Annotated in this window: 14 protein-coding genes; 6 read left to right on the top strand and 8 right to left on the bottom strand. The window is 63.9% G+C overall.

Annotated elements, in window-relative coordinates; translation table 11 throughout:
• Positions 1–33 precede the first annotated feature (33 nt).
• Positions 34–2757: a sensor histidine kinase KdpD gene (locus tag QA640_RS11175; protein ID WP_283040694.1), complete on the top strand. Its 2724-nt coding sequence runs from the start codon at positions 34–36 to the stop codon at positions 2755–2757.
• Entirely contained in the window at positions 2754–3443 is a 690-nt protein-coding gene (locus tag QA640_RS11180) for a response regulator transcription factor (RefSeq protein ID WP_283040695.1), read from the top strand. The genes QA640_RS11175 and QA640_RS11180 overlap by 4 nt, the downstream gene beginning before the upstream one ends.
• Positions 3444–3582: 139 nt before the next feature.
• Here QA640_RS11180 and QA640_RS11185 read toward each other — a convergent pair whose 3' ends face one another.
• Complete coding sequence (locus QA640_RS11185) at positions 3583–4467, bottom strand: Ku protein (protein WP_283040696.1); 885 nt, start codon at positions 4465–4467, stop codon at positions 3583–3585.
• A gap of 120 nt (positions 4468–4587) precedes the next feature.
• Here QA640_RS11185 and ligD point away from each other — a divergent pair, with 120 nt between their 5' ends.
• Entirely contained in the window at positions 4588–7239 is a 2652-nt protein-coding gene (gene ligD / locus QA640_RS11190; protein ID WP_283040697.1) for a DNA ligase D, read from the top strand.
• A gap of 124 nt (positions 7240–7363) precedes the next feature.
• Here ligD and QA640_RS11195 read toward each other — a convergent pair whose 3' ends face one another.
• Positions 7364–7528: a DUF3309 family protein gene (locus QA640_RS11195; RefSeq protein ID WP_283040698.1), complete on the bottom strand. Its 165-nt coding sequence runs from the start codon at positions 7526–7528 to the stop codon at positions 7364–7366.
• A gap of 181 nt (positions 7529–7709) precedes the next feature.
• Between QA640_RS11195 and QA640_RS11200 the strand changes: the two genes are divergently transcribed.
• Entirely contained in the window at positions 7710–8027 is a 318-nt protein-coding gene (locus QA640_RS11200; protein ID WP_283040699.1) for a polyhydroxyalkanoic acid system family protein, read from the top strand.
• A 9-nt stretch (positions 8028–8036) separates the two neighbouring features.
• On the opposite strand, the gene treY is transcribed toward QA640_RS11200, so the two are convergent.
• Genes treY through QA640_RS11230 form a run of 6 tightly spaced genes read right to left on the bottom strand, consistent with a single transcriptional unit; the run spans position 8037 to position 22038 of the window.
• Positions 8037–10820: a malto-oligosyltrehalose synthase gene (treY, locus tag QA640_RS11205; protein ID WP_283040700.1), complete on the bottom strand. Its 2784-nt coding sequence runs from the start codon at positions 10818–10820 to the stop codon at positions 8037–8039.
• Between the two features lie 2 nt (positions 10821–10822).
• Entirely contained in the window at positions 10823–12577 is a 1755-nt protein-coding gene (treZ, locus tag QA640_RS11210) for a malto-oligosyltrehalose trehalohydrolase (RefSeq protein WP_283040701.1), read from the bottom strand.
• The gene (gene glgX, locus QA640_RS11215; RefSeq protein WP_283040702.1) at positions 12574–14649 is read right to left on the bottom strand and encodes a glycogen debranching protein GlgX; all 2076 of its coding nucleotides are present in this window, start codon (positions 14647–14649) and stop codon (positions 12574–12576) included. The genes treZ and glgX overlap by 4 nt, the downstream gene beginning before the upstream one ends.
• A gap of 3 nt (positions 14650–14652) precedes the next feature.
• Positions 14653–16800 carry a 1,4-alpha-glucan branching protein GlgB gene (gene glgB / locus QA640_RS11220; RefSeq protein ID WP_283040703.1) on the bottom strand — a complete coding sequence of 716 codons (2148 nt, stop codon included), beginning with the start codon at positions 16798–16800 and terminating at the stop codon, positions 14653–14655.
• Complete coding sequence (gene treS / locus QA640_RS11225; RefSeq protein WP_283040704.1) at positions 16793–20086, bottom strand: maltose alpha-D-glucosyltransferase; 3294 nt, start codon at positions 20084–20086, stop codon at positions 16793–16795. The genes glgB and treS overlap by 8 nt, the downstream gene beginning before the upstream one ends.
• A gap of 11 nt (positions 20087–20097) precedes the next feature.
• Complete coding sequence (locus QA640_RS11230; protein ID WP_283040705.1) at positions 20098–22038, bottom strand: maltotransferase domain-containing protein; 1941 nt, start codon at positions 22036–22038, stop codon at positions 20098–20100.
• Between the two features lie 205 nt (positions 22039–22243).
• On the opposite strand from QA640_RS11230, the gene malQ reads away from it, so the two are divergent.
• Positions 22244–24199 carry a 4-alpha-glucanotransferase gene (gene malQ / locus QA640_RS11235; RefSeq protein ID WP_283040706.1) on the top strand — a complete coding sequence of 652 codons (1956 nt, stop codon included), beginning with the start codon at positions 22244–22246 and terminating at the stop codon, positions 24197–24199.
• A gap of 37 nt (positions 24200–24236) precedes the next feature.
• A complete protein-coding gene (locus QA640_RS11240) occupies positions 24237–26039 on the top strand; it encodes a glycoside hydrolase family 15 protein (protein ID WP_283040707.1) in 1803 nt (600 codons plus the stop codon).

Below are 26039 nucleotides of genomic sequence, written 5' to 3' on the forward strand. Positions count from 1 at the left end.
GGCTCCCCGTGGCCGGATGATTATAATGCGCTGATGGTCCGAGAGCGCCGCGATCCCGAACAACGTCCTTCGCCCGAGGCGCTGCTTGAAGCGGCGCGCCGGGAAGAGAGCGCGAGCGGCAAGCTCAAGATCTTCGTCGGCGCCGCGCCTGGCGTCGGCAAGACCTACGAGATGCTACAAAGCGCGCACGCCAAGCGCAAGGCGGGCATCGACGTGGTCGTCGGTTTCGTCGAGACCCACGGCCGCGCGGAGACCGAAGCGCTGCTCCGCGGGCTCGAGGTGATCCCGCGCAAGAAACTCGACTATCGTGGACAGGTCCTCGAAGAGATGGACCTCGATGCGGTGATCGCGCGCAGGCCGCAAATTGCCCTGGTCGACGAACTTGCCCACACCAATGCGTCCGGCAGCCGTCATCCCAAGCGCTATCTCGATGTCGAGGAGCTGCTCTCGAACGGCATCGACGTCTACACCGCCGTCAACATCCAGCACATCGAAAGCCTGAACGATGTCGTCGCCCAGATCACCCATGTGCGGGTGCGCGAGACCGTGCCGGATTCAGTGTTCGATCGCGCCGACGCGATCGAGCTGATCGACCTCACGCCCGATGATCTCATCCAGCGGCTGAAGGAGGGCAAGGTCTACGTGCCCAAGCAGGCCGAGCGGGCGCTGGAGCACTATTTCTCACCAGGCAATCTCACGGCGCTCCGTGAGCTCGCGCTACGGCGCACGGCTGAGCGCGTCGATGAGCAGCTCCTTACCCACATGCAGGCCAATGCCATCGCCGGGCCATGGGCCGCGGGCGAACGCATCCTGGTCTGCGTCAGTGAGGATCCGCGCGCAGCGGGCCTCGTGCGCTACACCAAGCGGTTGGCCGATCGATTGCACGCGCCATTCACTGCGATCTCGATCGAGACGCGGCGATCGTTGCTGCTCTCGGACGCCGAGCGCGACCGGCTCGCCGACACGCTGCGGCTTGCCGAATCGCTCGGCGGCGAGGCGCTGACAATCCCCGGCGTCGGCCGTCGCATCGCCGACGACGTCATCAACTTCGCGCAAGGCAATAATGTCACGCAGATCGTGATCGGCAAGTCGACCCGATCGCGCTGGTTCGAGATCACGCGCGGCTCGGTGGTGCACGACCTCGTGCGCCGCTCCGGCAACATCACGGTGCACGTGATTTCCGGTGACGAATTACCAGGCGAGGCGGTGCCGAAAACAGCGGTGCAGACGGCGGCCCGCACGGAACCGTTCGATCCGCGCCCGTACCTCAAGGCGCTCGGGATCGCTCTGCTTGGACTTGGCGCGGCCGAGCTGATCCAGCCGTACTTCGGTATCGAGAACGTCGATCTCGTGCTGCTGACCGCGGTGGTGGTGGTTGCCGTGCGTTACGGCCTCTGGCCGTCGCTGCTTGCCACGGTCGCGGCGTCGCTTGCCTACAATTTCTTTTTCCTGCCGCCGATCTATACCTTCACGATCACCGATCCGACCAATATCGCGGCGTTTGTCCTGTTCATGGTGGTTGCGATGCTGGTGTCCAATGTCGCGGCTCGCGTGCGCACTCAGGCCGACACAGCGATCGGCCGGATAAGGATGACCGAGCAGCTCTATGCCTTCAGCCGCAAGCTGGCGGGCACCGCGACCCTCGACGATGTCTTGTGGGCGACGGCCTATCAGATCGCGCTGATGCTGAAGGTCCGCGTGGTGCTGCTGCTGCCGGAGGAGGGCCTGCTGACGGTGAAGTCCGGCTACCCACCCGAGGATGAACTCGACCAGGCTGATCTTGCCGCCGCCAACTGGGCCGGGAGCAACGACCGGCCTGCCGGCCGCGGCTCCGACACGCTGCCCGGCGCAAAACGCCTGTTTCTGCCGATGCGCACCGGGCGCGGCCCGATCGGCGTCATCGGCATCGACAACGACCGCGCCGGTCCTCTGCTGACGCCCGATCAGCGCCGCCTGCTCGATGCGCTGGTCGACCAGGGCGCGCTCGCGATCGAGCGTGTGCTGCTGGTGGAGGACATGGATCGGGTCAAGCGCACGGTCGAATCCGAGCGGCTGCGCTCGGCGCTGTTGACCTCGATCTCGCACGATTTGAAAACACCACTCGCCTCCGTGCTCGGCGCGGCCTCGACCATCCGCGATCTCGCCGGCGACTTGTCGGATACCGAGAAGCGTGACCTGTTGGCGACCGTGATCGACGAATCCGAGAGGCTCAACCGCTTCATCGCCAATCTGCTCGACATGACCAAGCTCGAATCCGGCGCCATCGTGCCGAACACCGCGCTGCACGACGTCGGCGAGATCGTCGGCAGCGCGCTGAGGCGGGCGAGCAAGATCCTGACGCGTCATAAGATCGAGCTTCAGCTCGCCGCCGATATGCCGATGCTCGAGCTCGACGCCGTCCTGTTCGAGCAGGTGCTGTTCAATCTGCTCGACAACGCGGCAAAGTACTCGCAGCCGGATACCACGATCGCAATCCGCAGCCGGCGGGACAAGGACCGGGTCGTTCTGGAGGTCGCTGATGAAGGCGAAGGCATCCCTCCGGGCGAGCTCGAGAGTGTATTCGACAAGTTCTATCGCGTGCAGAAGGGCGATCATGTCCGGCCCGGTACCGGGCTCGGTCTTGCGATCTCCCGCGGCTTCGTCGAGGCGATGCGCGGCACGATCACGGCTGCGAACCGCGTGGATCGCAGCGGTGCGGTGCTCACCATTCGCCTGCCGATCCCCGCGCAGACCAACGCATTGGACACCGCCGCATGAGCGCACCCCCGATCAAGGTTCTGGTCATCGACGACGAGCCGCCGATCCGTAAATTGCTGCGGATGGGGCTGACCACGCAGGGTTATGACATCCTGGAAGCGCCGAACGGCAAGACCGCGCTGGAGAAGCTCACCGAGGGGCCGGCGCTGATCATCCTCGATCTCGGCCTGCCCGACATCCAGGGCCACGAGCTGCTCCGCACCATCCGCGCGCGCAACGAGAGCGTGCCGATCGTGGTGCTGTCGAGCCGCGGCGACGAGGCTGGCAAGGTGCAGGCGCTCGATCTCGGCGCCGACGATTATCTGACAAAACCGTTCGGCATGGACGAGCTTTTGGCGCGGCTGCGGGCCGCACTGCGGCACCAACTCCAGGTCAAGGGCGAACGCCCGGTATTCCGCACCGGCGATCTCTCCGTCGATCTCGTTCGCCGCATCGTCAAGGTTGGCGAGCGCGAGGTAAAACTGTCGCCGAAGGAATATGATCTCCTGCGTGTGCTGGTGCAGCACGCCGGCAAGGTGCTGACCCACCGGTTTCTTCTGAAGGAATTGTGGGACGAACTGACCGACGCGCAATATCTGCGTGTTTACGTCCGCCAGCTCCGCCACAAGATCGAGGCCGATCCCGAGCGGCCGCAATATGTGCTGACCGAGACGGGGATCGGATATCGGCTGAAGGCGGGGGATTAGACCGCGCTGGAGACGCTTCTCTATCCCCTCATCCTAAGGAGCCAGGCTTGCGTGGCGTCTCGAAGGACGAAGGCCCGGACGCAGCAGCGAGGGCCTACATGGTTCGAGACGGCGCTTCGCGCCTCCTCACCATGAGGGGTCACCCGGCCTTTCGATGCCTCGCCGCCGGGCGATGCGTCTTGCGTGTGGTGCGGTGCCGTCTCGTGCTCCGCCGCGGATGGGAGCGCGCTGACGCCCGTCCTCGGCCACGCCCCTTCAAGCTTTGCTTCAGCGCGTCCATCAGATTGATGACGTTGCTCGGTCGCTCCTCGGGTGCGGGCAGCTCGATCTTCTTGCCGCTGGCTTTGCGCTTCACCAGCGCGTTCAGCGCGTCCTCATATTCGTCCTTGAATTTGCTGGGGTCGAAATGCGCCGCCTTGGTGTGCAGGATGTGGCCGGCGAGCTCGACCATGTCCTTGGTGATCTTCGGGCTCTTGATGTCGTCGAAGAACTGGTCTTCGTCGCGCAGCTCGTAGGGATAGCGTAACGTGGTGCCGAGCAAACCCTTGCCAAGCGGCTCGATGCTCATGACATGTTCGCGGTTGGTCAACACGATCCTGGCGAGTGCCACGCGCTCCTCGTCCTTCATGGCATCGCGAATCACCGCAAAGGCGTCCACCGCAGCCCTTCCATCGGGAGCGATATAGTAGGGGTGGTCGAGGTAGCGCTTGTCGATCTCCTCGCGCGGCACGAAGCTTTCGATGTCGATCGTATGATTGCTTTCGATCTGAACCGCTTCCAGCTCCTCGGGCTCGATCTCGACATATTTGCCCTTGCGTAGCTCGTAGCCGCGCCCCTTCTGATCCCTCTCGACGACGTCGCCGGTCTCGGCATCGACCATCTGCTGCTTCAGACGATTGCCGGTCTCCCGGTTGATCATGTGAAACCGTGTCTTCTCCGCAGCGGTCGTCGCGGGATAGAGGACGACCGGACAGGTCACCAGCGACAGCTTCAACGTTCCTTTCCAATAGGCGCGGGGAGCCATTCCAATCTCCAACGTTTTCAATGCGTTTTCGGAACTCCAACCCATCTTATGGGTTTTGGTTCCGAGTGGGACTTTGGCTGTGATACGCTTGAATGCACTTGCAAAAATGCGGGACCGATCGTGCTGCGAAACCTCTCCACCTATCGAAAAAAGCGGGATTTCGAGATCACCCCGGAGCCGTCTGGCGAGACGGCTGTTGCGCCATCGAAACAGCGGCGTTTCGTGATCCAGAAGCACGACGCGACCCGGTTGCATTACGATCTCCGGCTGGAGTTCGACGGCGTCTTCAAGTCCTGGGCGGTGACGAAGGGACCTTCGCTCGACCCGCGTGACAAGCGGCTCGCGGTCGAGGTCGAGGATCATCCGCTCGACTACGGCGATTTCGAAGGCACCATTCCGGAAGGACAATATGGCGGCGGCACAGTGATGCTGTGGGACCGCGGCACCTGGGAGTCGGAGGATCCGGAGCGCGGCTTCAAGAAGGGCGACCTGAAGTTCACGCTGCACGGCGGCAAGCTGCACGGTGGCTGGGTGCTTGTGCGCATGCGCAATCGCGGCGGCGAAAAGCGCACCAACTGGTTGCTGATCAAGCATCGCGATGAATATGCCCGCGAGGGCGAGGATAACACCATCCTGGAGGAAGACAAATCGGTCGCCTCCGGCCGAGCGATGAAGCAGATTGCTGAGGGCAAGGGGCGCGCGCCAAAGCCGTTCATGCTGGCGAAGGGGACAAAGGGCAAGGCCGACGCGGTCTGGCAGTCCAACCGCGCGGACAAGGAGGTGCGCACCATCAAGCCTGCGCCGCGCGCGGCTTTGAAGAAGGGCAAAGTGACGGCGGCGACAGCGAAGAAGGCGGAGATGCCGGACTTCGTCGCGCCGCAGCTCTGTACGCCGGTGCAGCGCCCACCCGCGGGCGAGAGCTGGTGCCACGAGATCAAGTTCGACGGCTACCGCGTGCAGCTTCGCGTCGAAGACAGCGAAGCGACGCTCAAGACTCGCAAGGGCCTCGACTGGACCCAAAAGTTCGCATCGATCGCCAAGGAAGCCGGCGCGCTACCGGACGTGCTGATCGACGGCGAGATCGTCGCGCTCGACCACAATGGTGCACCGAGCTTCTCCGCGCTCCAGGCGGCGCTGTCGAACGGCAAGTCCGATGACCTCATCTTCTTCGCCTTCGATCTCCTGTTTGCCGAAAGCCTCGACTTGCGCCGGCTGCCGCTCGCGGAACGCAAGACGCGGCTTAAGAAGCTGCTCGGCGCGCGCAAGAAGAAGTCGAGCCAGATCCGGTATGTCGAGCATTTCGAGAGTGGTGGCAATGCGGTGCTGCAATCGGCCTGCAAGCTCGAGCTCGAAGGTGTGGTCTCGAAGAAGCTCGACGCGCCCTATCGTTCGGGACGCACCGAAAGCTGGACGAAAGCGAAATGCCGCGCCGGCCACGAGGTCGTGATCGGCGGCTACAAGACCACGAATGGCAAATTCCGCTCGCTGATGGCGGGCGTGCACCGCGGCGATGATCTCGCCTTTGTCGGCATCGTCGGCACCGGCTTTGGTGCCGACAAGGTCAAGCGCATCATGCCGCTGTTGAAGGCGGCGGAGGCCAGGGAGAGCCCGTTCGGCGGTAAGAACGCGCCGAAGAAGACCCGCGACGTGCATTGGCTGAAACCCGAGCTCGTGGCCGAGATCGAGTTCGCGGGCTTCACCGGCGACGGCAATATTCGCCAGGCTGCGTTCAAGGGCCTGCGGCTGGACAAGCCCGCCGAGGAAGTCGAGGCCGAGACACCGGCAAAAACCGAGCTTGCCGAGCCCTCGCCGCGGAAGGGCAAGACGAAGGCCGCATCAAAGGCAAAAGCAAAACAGTCCGGCGCGGCCGAAGTGATGGGCGTCGTCATCTCGAAGCCCGACAAGGAGCTGTGGCCGAACGGCGGGGATGGCGAACCCGCCACCAAGCTCGATCTGGCGCGCTATTTCGAGGCGGTCGGCGAATGGATGATCGCGCATCTGAAGGGCCGGCCGTGCTCGCTCATCCGCGCGCCCGATGGCATCAAGGGCGAATGCTTCTTCCAGCGTCATGCCATGCAGGGCACGTCGAATCTTCTGGAGCTCGCAAAGGTCTCAGGCGATCGCAAGCCGTATTTGCAGATCGACCGCATTGAGGGGCTTGCGGCGGTGGCGCAGATCGGCGGCGTGGAGCTGCATCCCTGGAATTGTGCGCCTTACGCCTATGAGACGCCCGGCCGGCTGGTGTTCGACCTCGACCCCGCGCCGGACGTTGCGTTCACGGATGTGATCGAGGCGGCCAGGGAGATGCGGCAGCGTCTGTCCGATGTCGGCCTGGGGAGCTTCTGCAAGACCACCGGCGGCAAGGGCCTGCATGTCGTGGTCCCGCTGCTCCACGGCGCGCGTGACAAGGTCGACTGGAAGGAGGCGAAGGCCTTTGCGCAAGGTGTATGCCGCTGGATGGCCGACGACGATCCGCAGCGCTATCTGCTCAACATGTCGAAGAAGCTGCGCGAGGGCAAGATCTTCCTCGACTATCTGCGCAATGACCGCATGTCCACCGCGGTCGCTCCGCTGTCACCGCGCGCGCGCGACGGCGCCACCGTCTCCATGCCGCTGACCTGGGCCCAGGCGAAGAGCGATCTCGATCCGAGGCGATACACGCTGCGCACCGTGCCGGGCCTTTTGGCGCGGTCAAAGGCGTGGGATGGCTATGATGACGCGGCCGCATCGATCAAGGCGGCGATCAAGAAGCTGGCGGGGAAGGTGAAGTAGGCGCTGCGTGCAGCGCAGATGCGGAAGCCGTAGGATGGTCAAGCGAAGCGTGCCACCGCCTTTGTGCACATTGAGACAGAAGCGTGGGCACGGCGCTTTTGCGCCTTTGCCCACCCTGTGTGGGCTAGATCCGTCCCAGCAGCACCAATATCAGCAGGATGACGATGATCAGCCCCAGTCCGCCGCCGCCGTAATAGCCAGTGCCGTAGAAAGGGCCGCCGCCGATCCCGCTGAAGCCGCCGAGCAGTGCGATGATCAGAATGATCAGAATGATGGTACCGATGGACATGCAAATTTCCTCCAGCCCTTTGCAAGGGACGTTGCGCATTGATTGACGTTCCTCGGAGCAACTGGCCGCAGAAGTGAAAGTTCCTGAATCGGATCGCTACAAGACAGCTAGCAAGCGGAACCTTTTGCAATTTGGCGAGCCTGACTATGTGAAGAGGATCAGTGAGGAGGAGGGGAGGGCCATGTCAGCACCGCTCATCGTTTCGATCCCGCACCGGCTCGGTCGCGCGGAGGCCGCGCGTCGTCTGAAGTCCGGGCTTGGCCGCGCAGCCGCCAGCATTCCCGTGATGCAGGTCGAGGAAGAGCGCTGGGAGGGCGACCGCATGAATTTCCGCATCCGCGCGCTCGGCCAGGTCGCAGCCGGCCAGGTCGATGTCGGAGAGGATCAGGTGCGCGTCGAGGTCGTGCTGCCCTGGCTGTTGCACCGCTTCGCCGAGCTGGCGCAGGCCACCATTCGCAAGCGCGGGCAGTTGCTGCTGACCAAAGGCGACGGGAAGTAGGTCCTGTCGTCAGGCTTGGACGCGGGGGCGCGCCAGTCTTGCTGCGCTCGCAACGCGCGCCTTGAGCACCGTTGCGGGAAACGTGCGGAACGCCTGCGAGAGCCGCAGGTCGTTACCTTCCTGCCCTGCGATCGCATATCCTTTCACGTTGACGCTTGCGTCGAAGGCCTGGGCGGTCGGCCATTCGCGGCCGCCTTGCGTGAACGGAGCAAACAATCGTCCGACCAGGATGACGGCAGCATCGCGGCCGTGGCGCCGCGCGAAGGCGATGACGTGGTCGCCGTGCGGCCCGCTCACGTCGAGCGGATGATAATCGCCGCGGGTGAAGACATCGGCAAGCTCGGCGCGCAATTCGAGGAGACGCTGTGTCCAGGCGAGCTTGAGCCGGCCATCCTGCCAGTGCCGGCCAAGGCTGTCCCAATCCGGATTCTTGAGCGAGGCGAGCGCATCGCCTCGGGCGGCAAAATCAACCGGACGTCGGTTGTCGGGATCGACCAGCGACAGATCCCAGAATTCGGTGCCTTGATAGAAATCGGGTACGCCCGGCAGCGCTGCTTTCAGCGTGAGTTGGCTGAGCGAATTGAGCGCACCGAGCAGGGCGACGCGCCGGGCGAGGGTCTGGAGCGCATCCAGGAATTCGGCGGAGACGGTGGGGTCGAGGAGTTTCGCGATGAAATTCCGCAAACCCTGCTCGTAGGCCTCGTTCGGATTGAGCCAGCTCGTCTCCTCTTTGCCCTCCCGGGCGGCTTTGAGCGCGTAGGCCTGGATGCGGTCGATGAAGTTCGCGTCAGGCGGCGCGAATATCCATGCGCCGAGCAGCGTCTGGTAGAGCATGTATTCGAACGTCGCCGATGGCGCGCGCATCTCACCATGCGTCGTGATGTGCGGCACGTTCAGCACCTTCCAGCGTGCCACGGCACTCGTCCATTCACCCGGGATTTCGCTGAGCGCGGCAAGCCGTGCCCGCGCGTCCTCGCCGCGCTTGGTGTCATGCGTGGCCGTGGCCGTCATGCCATGTGGCCATTCCCTGGCGCGCGTTTTCATAACCTCGTGAAACGTCGGTGGCGCGAGAGCCTTTGCGGCGGGATCGCCGCCGACTTCGTTCAGTGCGAGCAGGCGGTGATAGCGATAGAAGGTCGTATCCTCCAGCGATTTCGCCATCATCGGCCCGGTGAACTGCTGCACCTTCAGCGCGAAGCGGCGCACGCGCGGGGTGCTGTGCGGCGGCCGATCCGGCTTGAGCAGGTCCATGGTCAGGGCATCGCGCAGGAAGTCGAAAATACCATCGTCTGCCGCGAACCACTCCGTACGAGCGCGCTCTATGGTCTTTTCGATCAGCTTGCGGTCGTGCGCGGTTGGTCCGCTCGTCGTGATGTAGGTGCGGTAGACCGGAAAATGCAGCACGTAGAGCTCGAGGGCCTGCCGCAGGCTGTCGGCGGAAAAGTCGCGGGTCGAGTAATGCCCATTGGCGATGCGGGCGAGCAGGCGCGACAGCACGGTGAATTCGCTGGTGAGAAGCGTGTCCAGCACGCGTCGCTTGGCTTCCATCAGATAAGGCGCAAGCCGCGGCGAGCGGTTGCTGATCTGGCGCCAGGTTTCGTCAAGCGCTTCGAGGCCCTTGGCATCGGCCAGCACATGAGTGATGACGTTCATCCACTCATAGCCTGTGGTGCCGTGAACGCCGGCGAAGCGTGGCAGCCGCTCGTGCTCGCACAGGATCTTTTCGATCACGGTGTAGAACGGCTTTCCCGTACCCTGCGCGTCGCGGACGATCCGGCGCAGCCGCTGGCAATATTGCGCGGGATCGCGCAAGCCGTCGATATGATCGAGCCGGATGCCCTGCAGCCTGCCGTCTGCGACCAACTGCTTGACCAGCCGGTGTGTGGCCGCGAAGGTGCTCGCGTCCTCGACGCGCAGGCCGGCAAGACCATTGACGTCGAAGAAGCGGCGATAGTTGATATCGCTGGAGGCGAGCCGCCAATGGCCGAGCTTGTAGTGCTGACGCTCGAGCAGGTGATGCAGGGCAAGCGTTTGTGTCGGGCGGTCCTTGGCCGAACGATAGGCGCGAAGACCTCGCTCCATGATTTCGGAAGCGCCGGCGATTGCACTCAGTTCGGCCTTGAAGTCCGGTGCTTCCTTGCGGTTCGGATGGCGCAGCCCCTTGTAGCGTTCGGCGACAGCCAGGAGACGCTTTCCTGCCTCGCTCTCGGTGGCATCCGCCTCCTTCACGGTCATCCGCAGGACTTCGCCGTAGCGCTCCGGCGCAATCGGCAGGCGGTGCTCGAAGTACCAGGCCGAAAGGCTGCCTTCGCCCGCGTCGAAGCGCAGCTCGATCTCGCCGCGTTCCAGCGCTTCGCCATAGGCCGAGCCGAGGATCGGTAGCAGCACGCCGCCGCGGGCGCGATACGGCAACTGGTCCCAGTCGATGTCAAAGGAGGCCGCGTGCGGCGAGGCCTGTCCCCATTCCAGCACGTCCAGCCAGTACGGATTGTCGGCGAAGTGGACGCTGACGTGGTTTGGAACGAAGTCGACGATCAGGCCGAGATCATGTCGCTTCAGCGTATCGCTGAAGCGGACGAAGCCGGCTTCGCCGCCGAGTTCGGGATTGAACTGGCTGTGGTCGACGATGTCGTAGCCATGGGTCGAGCCCTTGCGCGCCTTCATCAGCGGCGAGGCGTAGACATGCGTGATGCCGAGCGCGTCGAGATAGGGTACGACCCGGGCGGCGTCGTCGAAGTTGAAATCGGCGGTGAATTGCAGGCGATAGGTTGCGAGCGGGATGGCGGGAGGCATGCTCACCTCGCAAGGCGCCAGACCACCGACCAGGGCGCAAGTCGGCCACCGGGTTCGCCGCCCCAGATCGGCGTGCCAGTCGAGTTTGGTGAGGTGACGTCGCGATCGGACAGGTTGGCGGTCAGGCGCAGCGTCGTGCCGTCTCCCATGCGCCAATGCGCGGTCAAGAGGCCGCTGTCCTCAGCCTGGGCCTCGCCAAAGGCCGCGCCGGCAAGCCGTGGCATGATTTCGGTGCGGCGAATGTGCAGGAGCTCGCGCACCAGCGTCAGCCGCGCGTCGTGCTCCGGGCTGCGCAAGTCCCAATCGAGCACGGCGGATTGCGGAGTTGCCGGATCGAGCGGGTCGGGCACCTCGTCGCCATACTTTGCATAGGCCCAGGCATATTCCTGGCGCCGTCCCTTGCGGACGGCATTGGCGAGATCGCCGTGGAAATCGCAGAAGAACGGGAAGGGCTTCTTCGAGCCCCACTCCTCGCCCATGAACAGCATCGGCACCATCGGCGCGAGCAGGGTAACGGCGAGCGCCGCCTCGACCGCGCTGGGGCTCGCAATGCTCTCCAGCCGATCGCCGAACGGCCGGTTGCCGATCTGATCGTGGTTTTGCAGGAAATTGACGAAGGTGTCCGGCGGAAGCTGCCGGCTCGGCTCGCCCCGCGGCTTGTTGCCCCAGAACGCGGAGACTTCGCCCTGATAGACGAAGCCCGACGCCAGCGCACGCGCGAGATCGCCGCGCGGCGAGCGCTGATAGTCGCCATAATAGCCGGAGGACTCGCGCGTCAGCATCACGTGCCAGACGTGATGATAGTCGTCGTTCCACTGTCCCCGATATTTTCCGTTCGGCGGCTCCTCGGTGGGATCGAGCAGGCTCGCGCGATTGTCGCCATTCTCCAGCACGAGATGGATGTGCCGCCCGGTGGCCTGCGCGAGTTGGCCAGCGGCGACGCTGAGATCGTGCAGTACCGACTGCTCGCCCGGGAACGCCATGATGTGATTGGCGGCGTCCAGCCTCAGGCCATCGAAGCGGTAGTCACCGAGCCAGCAAAGTGCATTCTCGACCGCGAAGGCGCGGACCTGCGGTACGCGATAATCGATCGTGCTGCCCCATGGCGTATGCGCATCGGTGAAGAAGTTCGGCGCGTAACGCCCGAGATAGTTTCCCTCGGGGCCGAAGTGGTTGTAGACGACATCGAGAAAGACCATGAGGCCGCGCAAGTGCGCTTCGTCGATCAGCGTCTTCAAGTCTTCGGGCCGGCCATAGGCGCTGTCGGGCGCATACCACAGCACACCGTCATAGCCCCAGCCGCACTTGCCGGCGAAGTCCGCCAGCGGCATCAATTCCAGCGCAGTGATGCCGGTCGCAACGAGATGATCGAGCCTGTCGATCATGGCACGATAGCTTCCTTGCTGTGTGAAGGTGCCGACATGGGCTTCCAGCAGCACCGTCTCGTGCCACGGGCGGCCGCGCCAATCTCCGGCGCGCCACTCGAAACCGTCGTGGTCGATCACCTCGCTCGGCCCGAACACGTCGTCGGGCTGGAAAGCCGAGGCGGGATCCGGTACATCGAGCTCGTCGTCGATCCTGAACTGGTAGCGGGCGCCCGCCGTCAGCCCGGCAATATCGGCCACGTACCAGCCGTCCTCGCGACGCCGCATCGCATGGCGCTTATCGAGCACGAGGTCGACCCGCCTCGCGCCGGGCGCCCAGAGGCGGAACGAGACGCCGTCCTTGCTGGCCTTGGCGCCAAAGGATGGCCTCATAGCGCGCCCGCGAAGGCGAGCACCGAGCGCGGCGGCGCCTTACTGTCGGTGCCAGGCAGGAAATCGACCGTGTTCAACTTGGCATCGGTCGTATTCAGAATCTGCTGCCAGCTCTTGTATTCGGCCATTTTGGGCAATTTGAATCCAATCTCTTCCGGTGCCGCGTTCAGGACAATAAAGATCGCGGGCACGCCGGGTTCCAGCGGGCCGAGCACATAGGCGAGGAATCTCCCTTCCGGGAAATTCCAGTCGCTCTCCGTCATCTCCTCGGCCGCCGGTGTCAGCCACAGGACGCCATAGGAGCCGTCGGCGCGGCGGCCGTCGAGCCAGCGCTGGCTGCGGAGCTGCGAGAAGCGGCGACGGATTTCGGCGAGCTGGCCGACGAACTCGACCATGTCTTCGCCGTTCCTGCCGAGATTGTCCCAAAGTACCCAGCCCACCTCATTGTCCTGGCAATAGGCATTGTTGTTGCCGGACTGGGTGTTGCCGACCTCGTCGCCCGCGAGCAGCAGCGGCGTGCCTTGCGCGAGCATGAGGCAGGCGAGCACGTTTCTGCGGAGCTGGCGGCGCAGCGACAGGATTTGTGGGTCGTCGGTCGGGCCCTCGACGCCGCAATTGTTGCTGTGGTTGTCGTTGGAGCCGTCGCGATTGTCCTCGCCGTTGGCCTCATTGTGCTTCTGGTTGTAGCTGAAGAGATCGGCGAGGGTAAAACCGTCATGCACGGTGATGTGGTTGATGCTGGCGCGCAGCTTCCGGCCGTCATGGTGGAACAGGTCGGATGACGCCGTCATGCGGCTCGAGATATCGCCGATCAGACTGCCTTCGCCGCTCCAGTAGCGGCGCAGGGCGCTGCGGTAGCGATCGTTCCATTCCGACCATTGTGAGGGAAAGGCGCCGACCTGGTAGCCGCCAAGGCCGAGGTCCCAGGGTTCGGCGACGAGCTTGACGCCCTGGAGCACCGGATCCTGGCGGACCGCGGTCAGGAACGAGCTGCCGCGATCAAACCCGTTGGGTCCGCGCGCCAGCGTGGTGGCGAGATCGAAGCGGAAGCCGTCGACATGGCAGACCTCGACCCAGTAGCGCAGCGAATCCGTCACCATCTGGAGCACGCGCGGATGGGTGAGGTTCACCGACGAGCCGCAGCCGGTGAAGTCGTCGTAGTAGCGTCGATTCTCGCGGTTCAGCCAGTAATAGGACGCGTTGTCGATGCCTCGGAAGGACAGCGTCGGGCCGAGATGGTTGCCTTCGGCGGTGTGGTTGTAGACGACGTCGAGCATTACCTCGATCCCGGCGTCATGCAGGCGCGCCACGGTGGTCCGGAAGGAATCCAGCGGATTGTCCTGGGCGTAGCGCGGCTCAGGCGCAAAGAAAGCGAGGGTGTTGTAGCCCCAGTAATTGACGAGCTTCTTCTCCACCAGCACCCGGTCGTCGATGAAGCCGTGAATCGGCAGCAATTCGACGGTGGTCACACCTAACCGCTTCAAATGCTCGATCATGGCGGGCGAGGACAGTCCGCCAAACGTACCGCGCAGGTTCGGCGGCACGTCATCGCGCCTCTGCGTCAGCCCCTTGACGTGGGCCTCGTAGATGATCGTCTCGTCCCACGGGATGTTCGGGCGGATTTCGCGCCGGCCCCAGTTGAAGGTCTCGTCGACGACCACGGCCTTGATCATGCCGCGTGCATTGTCGCGCCGATCGAACGACAAATCCTCACGCGGGCTGCCAGTGCGATAGGCGAAATGCGCGTCGCTCCACACCAGCCGCCCGGCGAGCCGCTTGGCATAGGGGTCGAGCAGCAGCTTGTTGGGATTGAAGCGATGGCCATGCTCGGGCTCGTAGGGGCCGTGCACGCGGTAGCCGTAGAGTTGGCCCGGCGAGACGTCGTTCAGATAGCCGTGCCAGACATCCTCGGTGCGCTCGGGCAATTCGATGCGCTCGAGCTCGCGCCGGCCCTGGCTGTCGAACAGGCACAACTCAACCTTCTGCGCGTTGGCGGAAAACAGCGCGAAGTTGGTGCCGCGTCCGTCCCAGCTTGCACCGAGGCGTGCGGGCGTTCCGGCGGTCAGTCGCATGATTCAGCTTTCCGGAACGAGGAAGATCGCTGCCAGCGGCGGAATGGTCAGGCGCAGCTCCGGCGTCTTGCCGTCGACCGCCTGCACCTCTCCGACGTTCCCGACATTGCTGCCGCCATAGTGAGCGGAGTCGGAATTGAGGACCTCGTGCCACTTGCCGGCGAATGGCACCCGGACGCGATAGTTGCGATAGACGTTCGGCGAGAAGTTCACGATCACGAGACAGCGCGCGCGGGCGTCGAATCCTTTGCGGAGCCAGGCGAACACATTGCGGTTGGCGTCATCAGTGATCAGCCATTCGAAGCCGGCCTGATCGCAATCCATCTGATGCAGTGCAGGTACGGCGCGATAAAGTCGGTTGAGGTCGCGGATCAGCGACTGGATGCCGGAATGGTTTTTGTATTCGAGCAGATGCCAGTCGAGCGACTGGTCGTGATTCCATTCCCTCCCCTGCGCGAACTCGCCGCCCATGAACAACAGCTTCTTGCCGGGATGGCCGAACATGAAGCTGTAATAGGCACGTAAGTTCGCAAAGCGCTGCCATTCGTCGCCGGGCATGCGGCCGAGGATCGATCGCTTGCCGTGCACGACCTCGTCGTGAGACAGCGGCAGGATGAAGTTTTCCGAGAAGGCGTAGTGCAGGCCGAACAGGATCTCGCCGTGGTGGTGCTTGCGGTAGATCGGATCCTTGCTGATGTAGTTCAGCGTGTCGTGCATCCAGCCCATGTTCCACTTGTAGCCGAAGCCGAGGCCGCCATATTCGACGGGCCGGGAAACCTGCGGCCAGGCGGTGGACTCCTCCGCGGCGGTCGTGGCTTGCGGAAAGCGTGCGAACACTTCCGTATTGAAGCGCCGCAGGAACGCGATCGCCTCGATGTTCTCCCGCCCGCCATACTGGTTCGGGATCCACGCGCCCGCAGGGCGGCTGTAATCGAGATAAAGCATGGACGCGACCGCATCGACGCGCAGGCCGTCGATGGCGTAGCGCTCCAGCCAGAACAGCGCGTTCGATACCAGGAAGTTCGTGACTTCGGTGCGACCGTAGTTGTAGATCAGCGTGCCCCAATCGAGGTGGCGACCCTGTAAGGGGTTGGCATGCTCGTAGAGCGCGGTGCCGTCGAAATGGCCGAGGCCGTGCGGATCGTCGGGGAAATGTCCGGGCACCCAGTCGAGCAGCACGCCGATGCCTTCGCGATGGCAGGCATCGACCAGCGCGGCGAAATCCTCCGGCGGGCCGAACCGGCTGGTCGGCGCATAGAGGCCGGTCGGCTGGTAGCCCCAGGACCCGTCAAAGGGATGCTCACTGACGGGCAGGAATTCGAGATGGGTGAAGCCCATGTCCCGCGCATAGGCCGGAAGCTGCTCGGCGAGCTCGCGGTAGGTCAGCCATTCGTTGTCGCCCTTGCGCCGCCAGGAGCCGAGATGCACCTCGTATATCGACATCGGTGCCGAGAGCGCGTTGATGCCGTCCGGCGCCGGCCGTGGGCGCGGCAGGTGCGCTTCGTCAAACACGATCGACGCCGTCTTCGGCCGCAGCTCGGCGGCAAACGCCAGCGGATCGGACTTCAGCGGCAGATTGTGGCCGTGTGGTCCGACCATATCGAACTTGTAGTGATCGCCCGCCTTTGCATGCGGGATGAACAGCTCCCAATAGCCGACGCCGCGCACGCGCATCGGGTGGCGCCGAGCGTCCCAGAAATTGAAGTCGCCGACCACGCTGACCCGCCGCGCGTTTGGCGCCAGCACGACGAAGCCGACGCCATCGACGCCGTCGAGCGTCATGGGATGCGCGCCGAGCTTGTCATAGAGCCGCTGATGCGTGCCTTCGCCGAGCAGGTAGAGATCGAAATCGGTCAGGATCGGCGGAAAGCGATAGGGATCTTCGAGCTCGACGACATTGCCGCCGAACGTCGCGCGCAGCTGGTAGCGCTTGGCGCCATTGGGCAACGCGCCCGCGAATAGGCCGGACTCGTGGATGCGGTCGAGTTTCGCCACCTCGCCATGCTCGCCGACCGCCTCGACATTGGAGGCCTCGGGCAGGAAAGCGCGCACCACGCTCTTGTCGCCTTCGGGATGGAGCCCGAGATAATGGAAGGGATCGGAGTGGCGGCCCTCGATGATCGCATAGGCCTCGGCAGACAATTTAGGCATGTGCTTCGCTCTCCGCATTGGACAGAATGCGAAGCAGCCCGGTCAGTGGTGCATTGAGCGCCTCCGGCCGGTGGGACAGTTCGTACTCCACCTCATCGAATGCTTTATCAAGCAGGAAGAATGTTAACAGGCCGTCCGCCGAATGCGGATCATTTGTCTGCAGGCGCCGGTCTGTCATGGCCTCGCGATAGGCGGTGAGGAACGTTGCCGTGGCGCGCTCGCGCCATTCGCCGAGCGCGGTCGCAAGCCGTCCCCGCTCGTCCGGCGCGCCCTTGAGCGCGCGGTCGAGCGCCGCGGTCACGGCAAGGTCGATCGAGCATACGAGGCTCGCGACGTCGCGCGCAGCGGGTGCCTTGCGCCGCCGCTCGGCCAGGGGGAGATGGGGATTGCCATCGAAGTCGATGATGAAGATGTCGTCCTTCACGATCAGAATCTGCCCGAGGCGGAAGTCGCCATGATGACGGATGTTCAACCCGCCGACGTCGGATGGCAATAGCCTCGTGAGCAGGCTTGAAAGGGCCGGACGCCGGTCCAGGAGCTGGTCGACCAGCGGGCGATCGGCCTCCCGCAAGCCGTTGCGGCTTTGGGCCAGCGTTTCAAAGGTACGTTCGGCGCGCCGCAGGAGATCCGTGGTCCATTGGGCGACGTGCGTGGAGGCGACCGGCTCGGGCGCGAGATCGGCGCCCTCGGCCCGGGCGAGCGCGATATGCAGCTCCGCCAGGCGTCGGCCCGTCTGGGCGAGGTAATGCAGATAGGGCACCTGGTCCTTGTTCTCGCGCGGGGCTTCGCTCGCGGCGAGCAGGCGCTGCTCATCGATGTAGCGATTGAGATAGCCCGACGTCACCGCCCAGCCGTCGCCCTGGTTCTCGACATAGGCATGCACGACGCCGACGGCGCTCCGCTGGCCTTCCTCCACCAGCTCGGCGCTGCCAAGCAGCGCGGGCGCATTCGCGAACTGGGCGACCTCGGTGAGGTAGTAACCGAGCTCGATCTCCGGGTTGGTGCCGGTTTCGAGCCGGCGATAGATCTTGGTGACATATTGATTGTCGACCAGCGCGGTGCTGTTGGCCTGCTCGATGGCGCGGATCTGCTCCGGCTGCTTGACGGTGTCCGCACCGAAGCGGCTGGTCGGCTTGAAGTCCAGCCGCAGATTGTTCTCCTCGACGATCAGGGACTGGCTGAGATTGCGCAGGAACAGTCCTATGAAGATCTGATCGGTCGCGACGTCGAGCAGCGTTCCTTCGCGCGCGCCCTGGCGCACCGCGGCCAGTGCCCTCGGGTTGAAGCGTTCACGGTCGAAGCGAACCCATTCGATCTGCATCGGCAGCACATAGCGCGACGTGACGCCGCGCTGCGTCGCCTCGAAGAACGCCAGCCAGGGCCGGTTGTCTCCGATGTCGCAGAACGGGACAGCCGAAGTCAGGGTTGGCCGGATCTGCTTGGGACTGCGCTCCGGATACCAGCGGGTCCGCGACAAAAATCCCGGCAGCACCTCGCGCTCGAAGACGCCGCGCTCGCGCGCAAGCGAAACCCAGGTCGAGTTGACCGGCACCACCAGCGTCTCGAACTCGGGCACGGCGCGTGGCGTCACCGGCTCGGACTTGTCGCGCTCGCGGAGCTGGAACCAGTAGTAGCCATAGGGCCCGAGCGTGATCATGTAAGGCAGCTCGCCGATCGCAGGAAAGCGCGTGCGGCCGAGCATTTCCTGCGGAACCCGGTCCTTCCACGGCGACAAGTCGAGCTCGGTCGCCTGTGCTGCGCGCGAGAGATTGGCGATGCACAGGATGACCTCGTCGCCATATTGCCGGACATAGGCCAGCACGGAACGATTGGCCGGGCGGATGAAGGTCATGCTGCCGCGGCCGAAGGCGAGCGTCGACTTGCGCACCGAGATCAGGCGCTTGGTGGCGCTGAGCAGCGAGGACAGGCTGCGCGACTGTGCCTCCACATTGACCGCCTCATAGCCATAGACGGGGTCCATGATCAGCGGCGCGTAGAGGCGGGCCGGGTCGCAGCGCGAGAATCCGCCATTGCGGTCCGGGCTCCACTGCATCGGCGTGCGCACGCCATTGCGGTCGCCGAGATAGATGTTGTCGCCCATGCCGATCTCGTCGCCGTAGTAGATGATCGGCGTGCCCGGGAACGACAGCAGGAGCGAGTTCATCAGCTCGATCTTGCGCCGGTCGTTGTCCATCAATGGCGCAAGCCGCCGGCGGATGCCGAGATTGATGCGGGCCCGCGGATCGTTGGCATAGGTCGACCAGAGATAGTCACGCTCGACGTCGGTGACCATCTCCAGCGTCAGTTCGTCATGGTTGCGCAGGAACAGCGCCCATTGACAGCTCGATGGAATGTCCGGCGTCTGGCGCAGGATATCGGTGATCGGAAAGCGGTCCTCCTGCGCGATCGCCATGTAGATGCGCGGCATCAGCGGGAAATGATAGGCCATATGGCATTCGTCGCCGCGGCCGAAATATTCCTGCACGTCCTCCGGCCATTGATTGGCCTCGGCCAGCAGCAGCTTACCCTTGGAGTAGGCATCGAGCTCCTGGCGCAGCCGCTTGATGATGGCATGCGTTTCGGGAAGGTTCTCGTTCGAGGTGCCCTCGCGCTCGCAGAGATAAGGGATCGCGTCTAACCGGAATCCGTCGACACCGGCGTCGAGCCAGCGCTTCATCACCTGGATGATGGCGCTGACCACCCGTGGATTGTCGAAATTGAGATCAGGCTGGTGCGAGAAGAATCGGTGCCAGTAGAACGCGCCGGCCTCCGGATCCCAGGTCCAGTTCGACTTCTCCGTGTCCGTGAAGATGATCCGCGTGCCCTGATATTTCTGGTCCGTGTCGCTCCAGACATACCAGTTGCGGGCGCTCGAGCCCGCCGGGCTCCGTCGCGCGCGCTTGAACCATCTGTGCTGGTCGGAAGTGTGATTCACGACGAGCTCGGTTATTACCCGCAGGCCGCGCCGTTGCGCCTCCTGGATGAAGCGCTTGAAATCCTTCATCGTCCCAAAATCGGGATTGACCGAGCCGTAATCGGCGATGTCGTAGCCGTCATCGCGGCCGGGCGAGGGATAGAACGGCAACAGCCACAGCGTGGTGACGCCGAGATCCTGCAAGTAAGGCAGTCTTTCGGTCAGCCCGGCGAAGTCGCCGATGCCGTCGTGATTGCTGTCGGCAAACGCCTTGACGTGGAGCTGGTAGATGATCGCGTCCTTGTACCAGAGCTCGTCCACGACCTCGGCAGCTTCGATCTTCTTCTCGTCAACGGAGGAAAGAACGTTCATGCCGTAGATCCTCACGCCAGGCAACGGAACAAGAGCGCCGGATCGCGATAGGGATCGATGCGCAGCCGGATTCCGCCCCATTCGATTGCGGACTGCTCGCCGGTAAGAAGGTTCTCAACGCGTGCGACGTAGCGACGTTCCCCGTTGAGGTCGACCGTGACGTCGTCAAGCCGGAGCCAAATCTCCCGCACGTCGGGCGACAGTGCGATGGCGACGAGGACGGTGTTGGTCCGGTCAATCGACTCCTTGACGAACGCGATCACGTCGCCATCGTCGATGCCGAGAAAGCGCAAATTCGACGTCTGTTGCAACGCCTTGTTGTCGCGGCGGATGCGATTGAGTCCGGCGATGTAGGGTTTGATGTTGCCGGGCCGGTCCCAGTCGCGAACCCTGATCTCGTATTTTTCGGAGTCGAGATATTCCTCGAGCCCCGGAACGGCCTGATGCTCGAGCAGCTCGAAGCCGCTATAAATGCCGTAACTGCCCGACAACATGGCTGCCAGCGCGATGCGCGACTTGAACATCCAGGGCTCGCCGCTCTGGAGGTGATACGGCAAGACGTCAGGTGTGTTGACGAACAGGTTGGGGCGATAGAAATCGCGTTCGGGATAGCCGGTCATTTCAGTCAAATATTGCTCCAACTCCCATTTTTGGGTTCGCCACGGAAAATAGCTGAAAGACTGAGCGAAGCCGAGCTTGGCGAGGCCCTTCATCGGCTTCGGACGAGTGTAGGTCTTGGAGAACAGGATTACCTCGGGGTGCCGGCGGCGAATGTCGCAGATCAACCACTCCCAAAAGCTCAGGGGCGCAGTGTCGTGATTGTCGATCGCGAAGATGGTCACACCATGGTCGACCCAGAACAGCATGACATCGCGGAAGGCGTTCCACAATTCGCCTCGAGTCAGGCAGGAGAAATCGGGAACGACGATGTCAGGATAGTCAACTGTCCGCATCGAGCCGTCCGCCCGCCATTTGAACCATTCCGGATGCTGCGTCAGCCAGGGATGATCCGGCGAACACTGAACCGCGAAATCGAGCGCGAGTTCGACGCCGTATTCAAGGCAGGTCGCAACCAGCACACGGAAATCCTCGTTGGTACCGAGCTCTGGATGCAGTGCATCGTGACCGCCGCCGGCCGCACCAATGGCATAGGGGCAGCCGGGATCGCCTGCGGCGGCCACCGGCGAATTGTTGCGGCCCTTGCGGCGGGTGCGGCCGATCGGATGGATCGGCGTGAAGTAGAGCACGTCGAAACCCATCGCGGCGATATCGCCGACACGCGCGATGCAATCCCTGAGTGTGCCATGCTGGCCCGCTACCTTGCCCTGGCTGCGCGGCATCATCTGGTACCAAGTGCTGAAGCGGGCCTCCTCGCGGTCGGCGAGCAGCGGGAAGAGAGGCGAGCGGGTGAGGTCGGGCCGCGCCTGGCTGTCGGCCATGGCATTCCTCAGCTCCTCCGCCATCAGCGGGGTGACCTCGCCGGTCTGCAGGAAATCCTCGCATTGCCGCAGGATGATTGCCGCGGCGTCGTCGTCTGCACCATGGGCCTTGGTCAGGAGGGCCGCGCCCTCGATCGCATCGAGCGTGACATCGGCTCCGCACCGCTGCCGGAGCTTGAGCCCATGGCACCAAGTCGCGAATTCGTCGGTCCAGGCCTCGATCGCGTAGACATATTGGCCCGGTTCTGGCGGGGTGAACGCGCCGACCCAGCGGTCATTGCCATGATGAAGCATTGGCGTGCGCTGCCATTCCCGATCCTGCTCGTGGCGCCAGAGCAGCGCGGCGCTGACCGAGTCATGGCCGCCGCGATAGATGTCCGCCCAGACATCGACGCGCTCGCCCGCGACGCGCTTGACCGGGAAGCGGCCGCCATCGACCAGCGGATAGACGTCCTCAATAAGGAAGGCGCCGCCGGTTGCGACACTCTCGACAGTTTGAATTGTCTTGTTCACGGTGATGCCATTGACAAGAAAGTATCGTCTCGTGTCCCTTGTCGGGAACCGACGCTTGATACCTATATAGAAAGCCTCTTGTGTGTCATTAGTTCCCTCACGGAACGACGTCAGCGGTCACGGAGTTGAGCCTGACTATCTTCTTCCTTCGCCTCATAAAAATGGGTGCCGCCCAATTTAAGGCGGCCTGCAAACCGCGTGCCGAATGGATCTTTTAGCTGAAGCCAGAACCAAGGGCGTCCAGTCCGAATTCATCGATGCCTTGGGCAAGCTGCGGGTCACCGCGCCCGATGCCCTCGCGTCGATCCTCAAGGCCCTGCCGGAGCAGCACGCCTACCGCTTCGTCAGCGGTGCTGTCGTGGTCCGCTCCGGCCGGCAGCCACACACCGACCTTACTGAAGCGGCCAAGCTTCCGCTGCGTTGGTCCGTCGTCAACGACACTGTGCTGGTCGCCCAGGGCGAGGCGCGCGAGCGCGTCATCGTCTGGCCCGACAATCTGCCGTCGGGCTACCATCGGCTGAAACTCGTCGATGCGTCCGGCGCGGCGGAAGAGGCGCCGCTGATCGTGGCGCCCGAGCGCGCTTTCACTGGCGATTTCGACCGCGGCTGGCTGCTTGCGGTGCAGCTCTACAGCGTTCGCTCCGCGCGCAATTGGGGGATTGGCGATTTCACGGATCTGGCCGATCTCGTCGTTCTTGCCAAAGAGCTCGGCGCCGATGGCGTCGGACTCAATCCGCTGCACGTGCTGTTCGATGACCGCCCGGCCGATTGCAGCCCCTATTCGCCGAACAGCCGGCTGTTCCTCAATCCGCTCTACATCGACGTGGAGAAAATTCCGGAGTTTTCGCCAGGTCTGCTGCCGGATGCGCGCGCGACCGCGGCATCCTTACGCGAGGGCGATCGCGTCCGGTATCGCGAGGCGGGGCCGTTGAAATGGCGCGGCCTGCGCGCCGCGTTCGATGCGTTCAAAGCCAAGGCTGGCCTTGGGCGCCGACAGGCATTCGATGCCTTCCGTCTCGAACGGGGATCGCTGTTGTCGCGCTTTGCCTGTTTCGAGGTACTGCGCCATCGCTTCACGGGACGACCGTGGTGGGAATGGCCGACGGAGTGGCAGCGGCCGGACGAAACAAAATGCGCGGAGATGCGCGCAGGCCCCGATCACGACGAGCTCGAGTTCGTCGAGTTCGTGCAGTGGACGGCCGATTGGCAGTTAGCTGCGGCCCAGGAGCTTGCAGGCCGGCTCGGCATGAAAGTTGGTCTCTATCTCGACGTCGCGGTCGGCGTGCAGTCCGACGGGTTCGACGCCTGGAACGAGCAGGGCGCAATCTCCCGCCACCTCGCGGTCGGCGCGCCGCCCGATGTTCTGAACACGGTGGGCCAGGATTGGGGTCTTGCCGGCTTCAATGCCGGCGGCCTGGAGGCGCAGTCGTTCGTACCGTTCGCTGACATGCTGGCGGCCTCGATGCGCCATGCCGGCGCGATCCGGCTCGATCACGTGCTGGGTCTGAAACGGCTTTATCTCGTGCCGCGTGGCTTCAAGCCGGACAACGGCGCCTATGTGCAGATGCCGTTCGAGGCGCTGCTGGCGGCGGTCGCGTGTGAAAGCGCCGCTCACAAATGCATCGTGATCGGCGAGGATCTCGGCACCGTGCCGGAAGGCTTTCGTGAGACCATGCAGGACTGGGGCATCTGGTCCTATCTCGTGATGATGTTCGAGCGCGATGACGCCGGGCGCTTCCATAATCTCGATCATTACCGGTCCAACGCGCTGGTCACCTTGAATACGCATGATCTGTGTACCTATGCCGGCTGGCGCTCATTCAGCGATCTCAAGATGAAGCTCTCGCTCGGCCTCGACCCCGGCGAGAACGAGGAGGCGCGCTGGCACGCGCTCGGCATGCTCGACGAGATCCTGCGCTCCAACGCCATTCAAGCCAACGACCTCTATTCGGTGCTGGCCTTCCTGTCCCGGACGCCGTCGCGCCTCCTCGCGGTGTCGCTCGAGGATCTCCTGGGCGTGGTCGACCAGCCGAACATTCCCGGCACGATCGATGAGCACCCCAACTGGCGCCAGCGGCTGCCGGTCGTGCTGGAAAAGATCGCGTCGAGCATCGATCGCGCCGCGCTGAAGGCCGCAACGCGGGAGCGGTCGCACGGTTAGAGTCCAGCCGCGACAATTTCAGGTAGGTCACACGGAATTGTCAAAGATCGAAGACTATGCGCTGATCGGCGATTGCGAGACCACTGCCCTCGTCGGCCGCGACGGCTCGATCGACTGGCTATGCTGGCCTGCCTTCGATTCCGACGCCTGCTTCGCCGCGATCCTCGGCACCAGGAGGAACGGGCGCTGGCAGATTGCGCCGAGCCAAGCCCTGACGGCTTGCTCCCGCCGTTATCTCGGCAACACGCTGATCCTCGAGACCCGTTTCGAGACGGACGGCGGCTCCGTCGCCTTGATCGACTTCATGCCGCCGCGCGGCAGGGCATCCGACATCGTGCGGCTGGTGCGCGGCCTGAAAGGCCGCGTCAAGCTCAGGATGGAGCTCATCATCCGCTTCGGCTTCGGCGTCGATATCCCCTGGGTCCGGCGGACCGAGGATCGCTCCGCCGTGCTTGCGATCTGCGGGCAGGACATGACGGTGCTCCGCACGCCCGTCGAGACCCGCGGCGAGGACTTGACCACAATCGCGGAGTTCGAGGTCGCCGCGGGCGAGACCATCCCCTTCGTGCTGACCTATGGCCCGTCGCATCTCGCGCCGCCCGAGGCAATTGATCCCGAGCGCGCATTCGCGGAGACAGAAGCCTTCTGGAAGGACTGGTGCGGCCACGCCAATCGCGACGGCGATTATCACGATCTCATCATGCGCTCGTTGATCACCCTGAAGGCGCTGACCTTTGGTCCGACCGGAGGCATTGTCGCAGCGCCGACCACGTCGCTGCCGGAAAAGCTCGGCGGGATGCGCAACTGGGATTACCGCTTCTGCTGGCTGCGCGATGCCACCTTCACGCTGCTGGCGCTGATGAACTCCGGTTACACCGAGGAGGCATCCAGCTGGCACAATTGGCTGTTGCGCGCCGCCGCCGGCTCGCCGGCAAACATGCAGATCATGTACGGCATCTGGGGCCAGCGGCGGCTGCTCGAATGGGAGGCCGATTGGCTCGACGGCTATGAGGGGGCGAAGCCGGTTCGCGTCGGCAATGCCGCCCACGCGCAATTGCAGCTCGATGTCTATGGCGAGCTGATCGATGCGTTCCACCAGTCGCGCATGGTGAAGCTGAAGCTCGATGACGAGAGCTGGGCGCTGGAATGCGCCGTGCTCCAGCATCTGGCCGAGGTCTGGGATCATCCCGACCACGGCATCTGGGAGCGACGCGGCCAGGCCAAGCACTACGTCTTCTCGAAGGTGATGAGCTGGGTCGCCTTCGACCGCGGTATCAAGAGTGCCGAGACCTTCGGCTTCAAGGCGCCGCTGCTGCACTGGCGCACCTTGCGCGACGCCATCCACCGGGACGTCTGTCAGAGAGGCTTCGATCCCGAGGTGAACGCTTTCGTCGAATCCTACGGTTCGAAGGTTCTCGACGCCAGCTTGCTGTTGCTGCCGGCCGTCGGCTTCCTTCCGGCAAAGGATCCGCGGGTGCGCGGAACGATCACCGCGATCGAACAGCACCTGATGCGCGACGGATTCGTGCTTCGGCACGATCCGCGCGAAGTGTCCGAGGAGACGCAGCCGATCGAGGGCGCGTTCCTCGCCTGCAGCCTGTGGCTTGCCGATGCTCATGTGCTCGCTGGCGACCTCGACCGGGCGCAGGCGCTGTTCGATCGCGTGGTCAGCATCGCCAATGACGTCGGGCTCCTGGCCGAGGAATACGACTCGGTGGCGTGTCGCCAGACCGGAAATTTCCCGCAGGCGCTGACCCACATCGCCCTGATCAACACCGCACACAATCTGTCGGCCGCAAGGACCCACAGCGAGAAGCCGGCGGTGCAGCGGTCGCAATAA

Source organism: Bradyrhizobium sp. CB82, from assembly GCF_029714405.1.
Taxonomy (GTDB): domain Bacteria; phylum Pseudomonadota; class Alphaproteobacteria; order Rhizobiales; family Xanthobacteraceae; genus Bradyrhizobium.

What these genes read in the sequence shown, in the direction of transcription:
- QA640_RS11175 (WP_283040694.1), top strand. Translation starts at nt 34, where the DNA reads ATGGTCCGAGAGCGCCGCGATCCCGAACAACGTCCTTCGCCCGAGGCG.
- QA640_RS11180 (WP_283040695.1), top strand. Translation starts at nt 2,754, where the DNA reads ATGAGCGCACCCCCGATCAAGGTTCTGGTCATCGACGACGAGCCGCCG.
- QA640_RS11185 (WP_283040696.1), bottom strand. Translation starts at nt 4,467, where the DNA reads ATGGCTCCCCGCGCCTATTGGAAAGGAACGTTGAAGCTGTCGCTGGTG.
- QA640_RS11195 (WP_283040698.1), bottom strand. Translation starts at nt 7,528, where the DNA reads ATGTCCATCGGTACCATCATTCTGATCATTCTGATCATCGCACTGCTC.
- QA640_RS11200 (WP_283040699.1), top strand. Translation starts at nt 7,710, where the DNA reads ATGTCAGCACCGCTCATCGTTTCGATCCCGCACCGGCTCGGTCGCGCG.
- treY (WP_283040700.1), bottom strand. Translation starts at nt 10,820, where the DNA reads ATGCCTCCCGCCATCCCGCTCGCAACCTATCGCCTGCAATTCACCGCC.
- treZ (WP_283040701.1), bottom strand. Translation starts at nt 12,577, where the DNA reads ATGAGGCCATCCTTTGGCGCCAAGGCCAGCAAGGACGGCGTCTCGTTC.
- glgX (WP_283040702.1), bottom strand. Translation starts at nt 14,649, where the DNA reads ATGCGACTGACCGCCGGAACGCCCGCACGCCTCGGTGCAAGCTGGGAC.
- glgB (WP_283040703.1), bottom strand. Translation starts at nt 16,800, where the DNA reads ATGCCTAAATTGTCTGCCGAGGCCTATGCGATCATCGAGGGCCGCCAC.
- treS (WP_283040704.1), bottom strand. Translation starts at nt 20,086, where the DNA reads ATGAACGTTCTTTCCTCCGTTGACGAGAAGAAGATCGAAGCTGCCGAG.
- malQ (WP_283040706.1), top strand. Translation starts at nt 22,244, where the DNA reads ATGGATCTTTTAGCTGAAGCCAGAACCAAGGGCGTCCAGTCCGAATTC.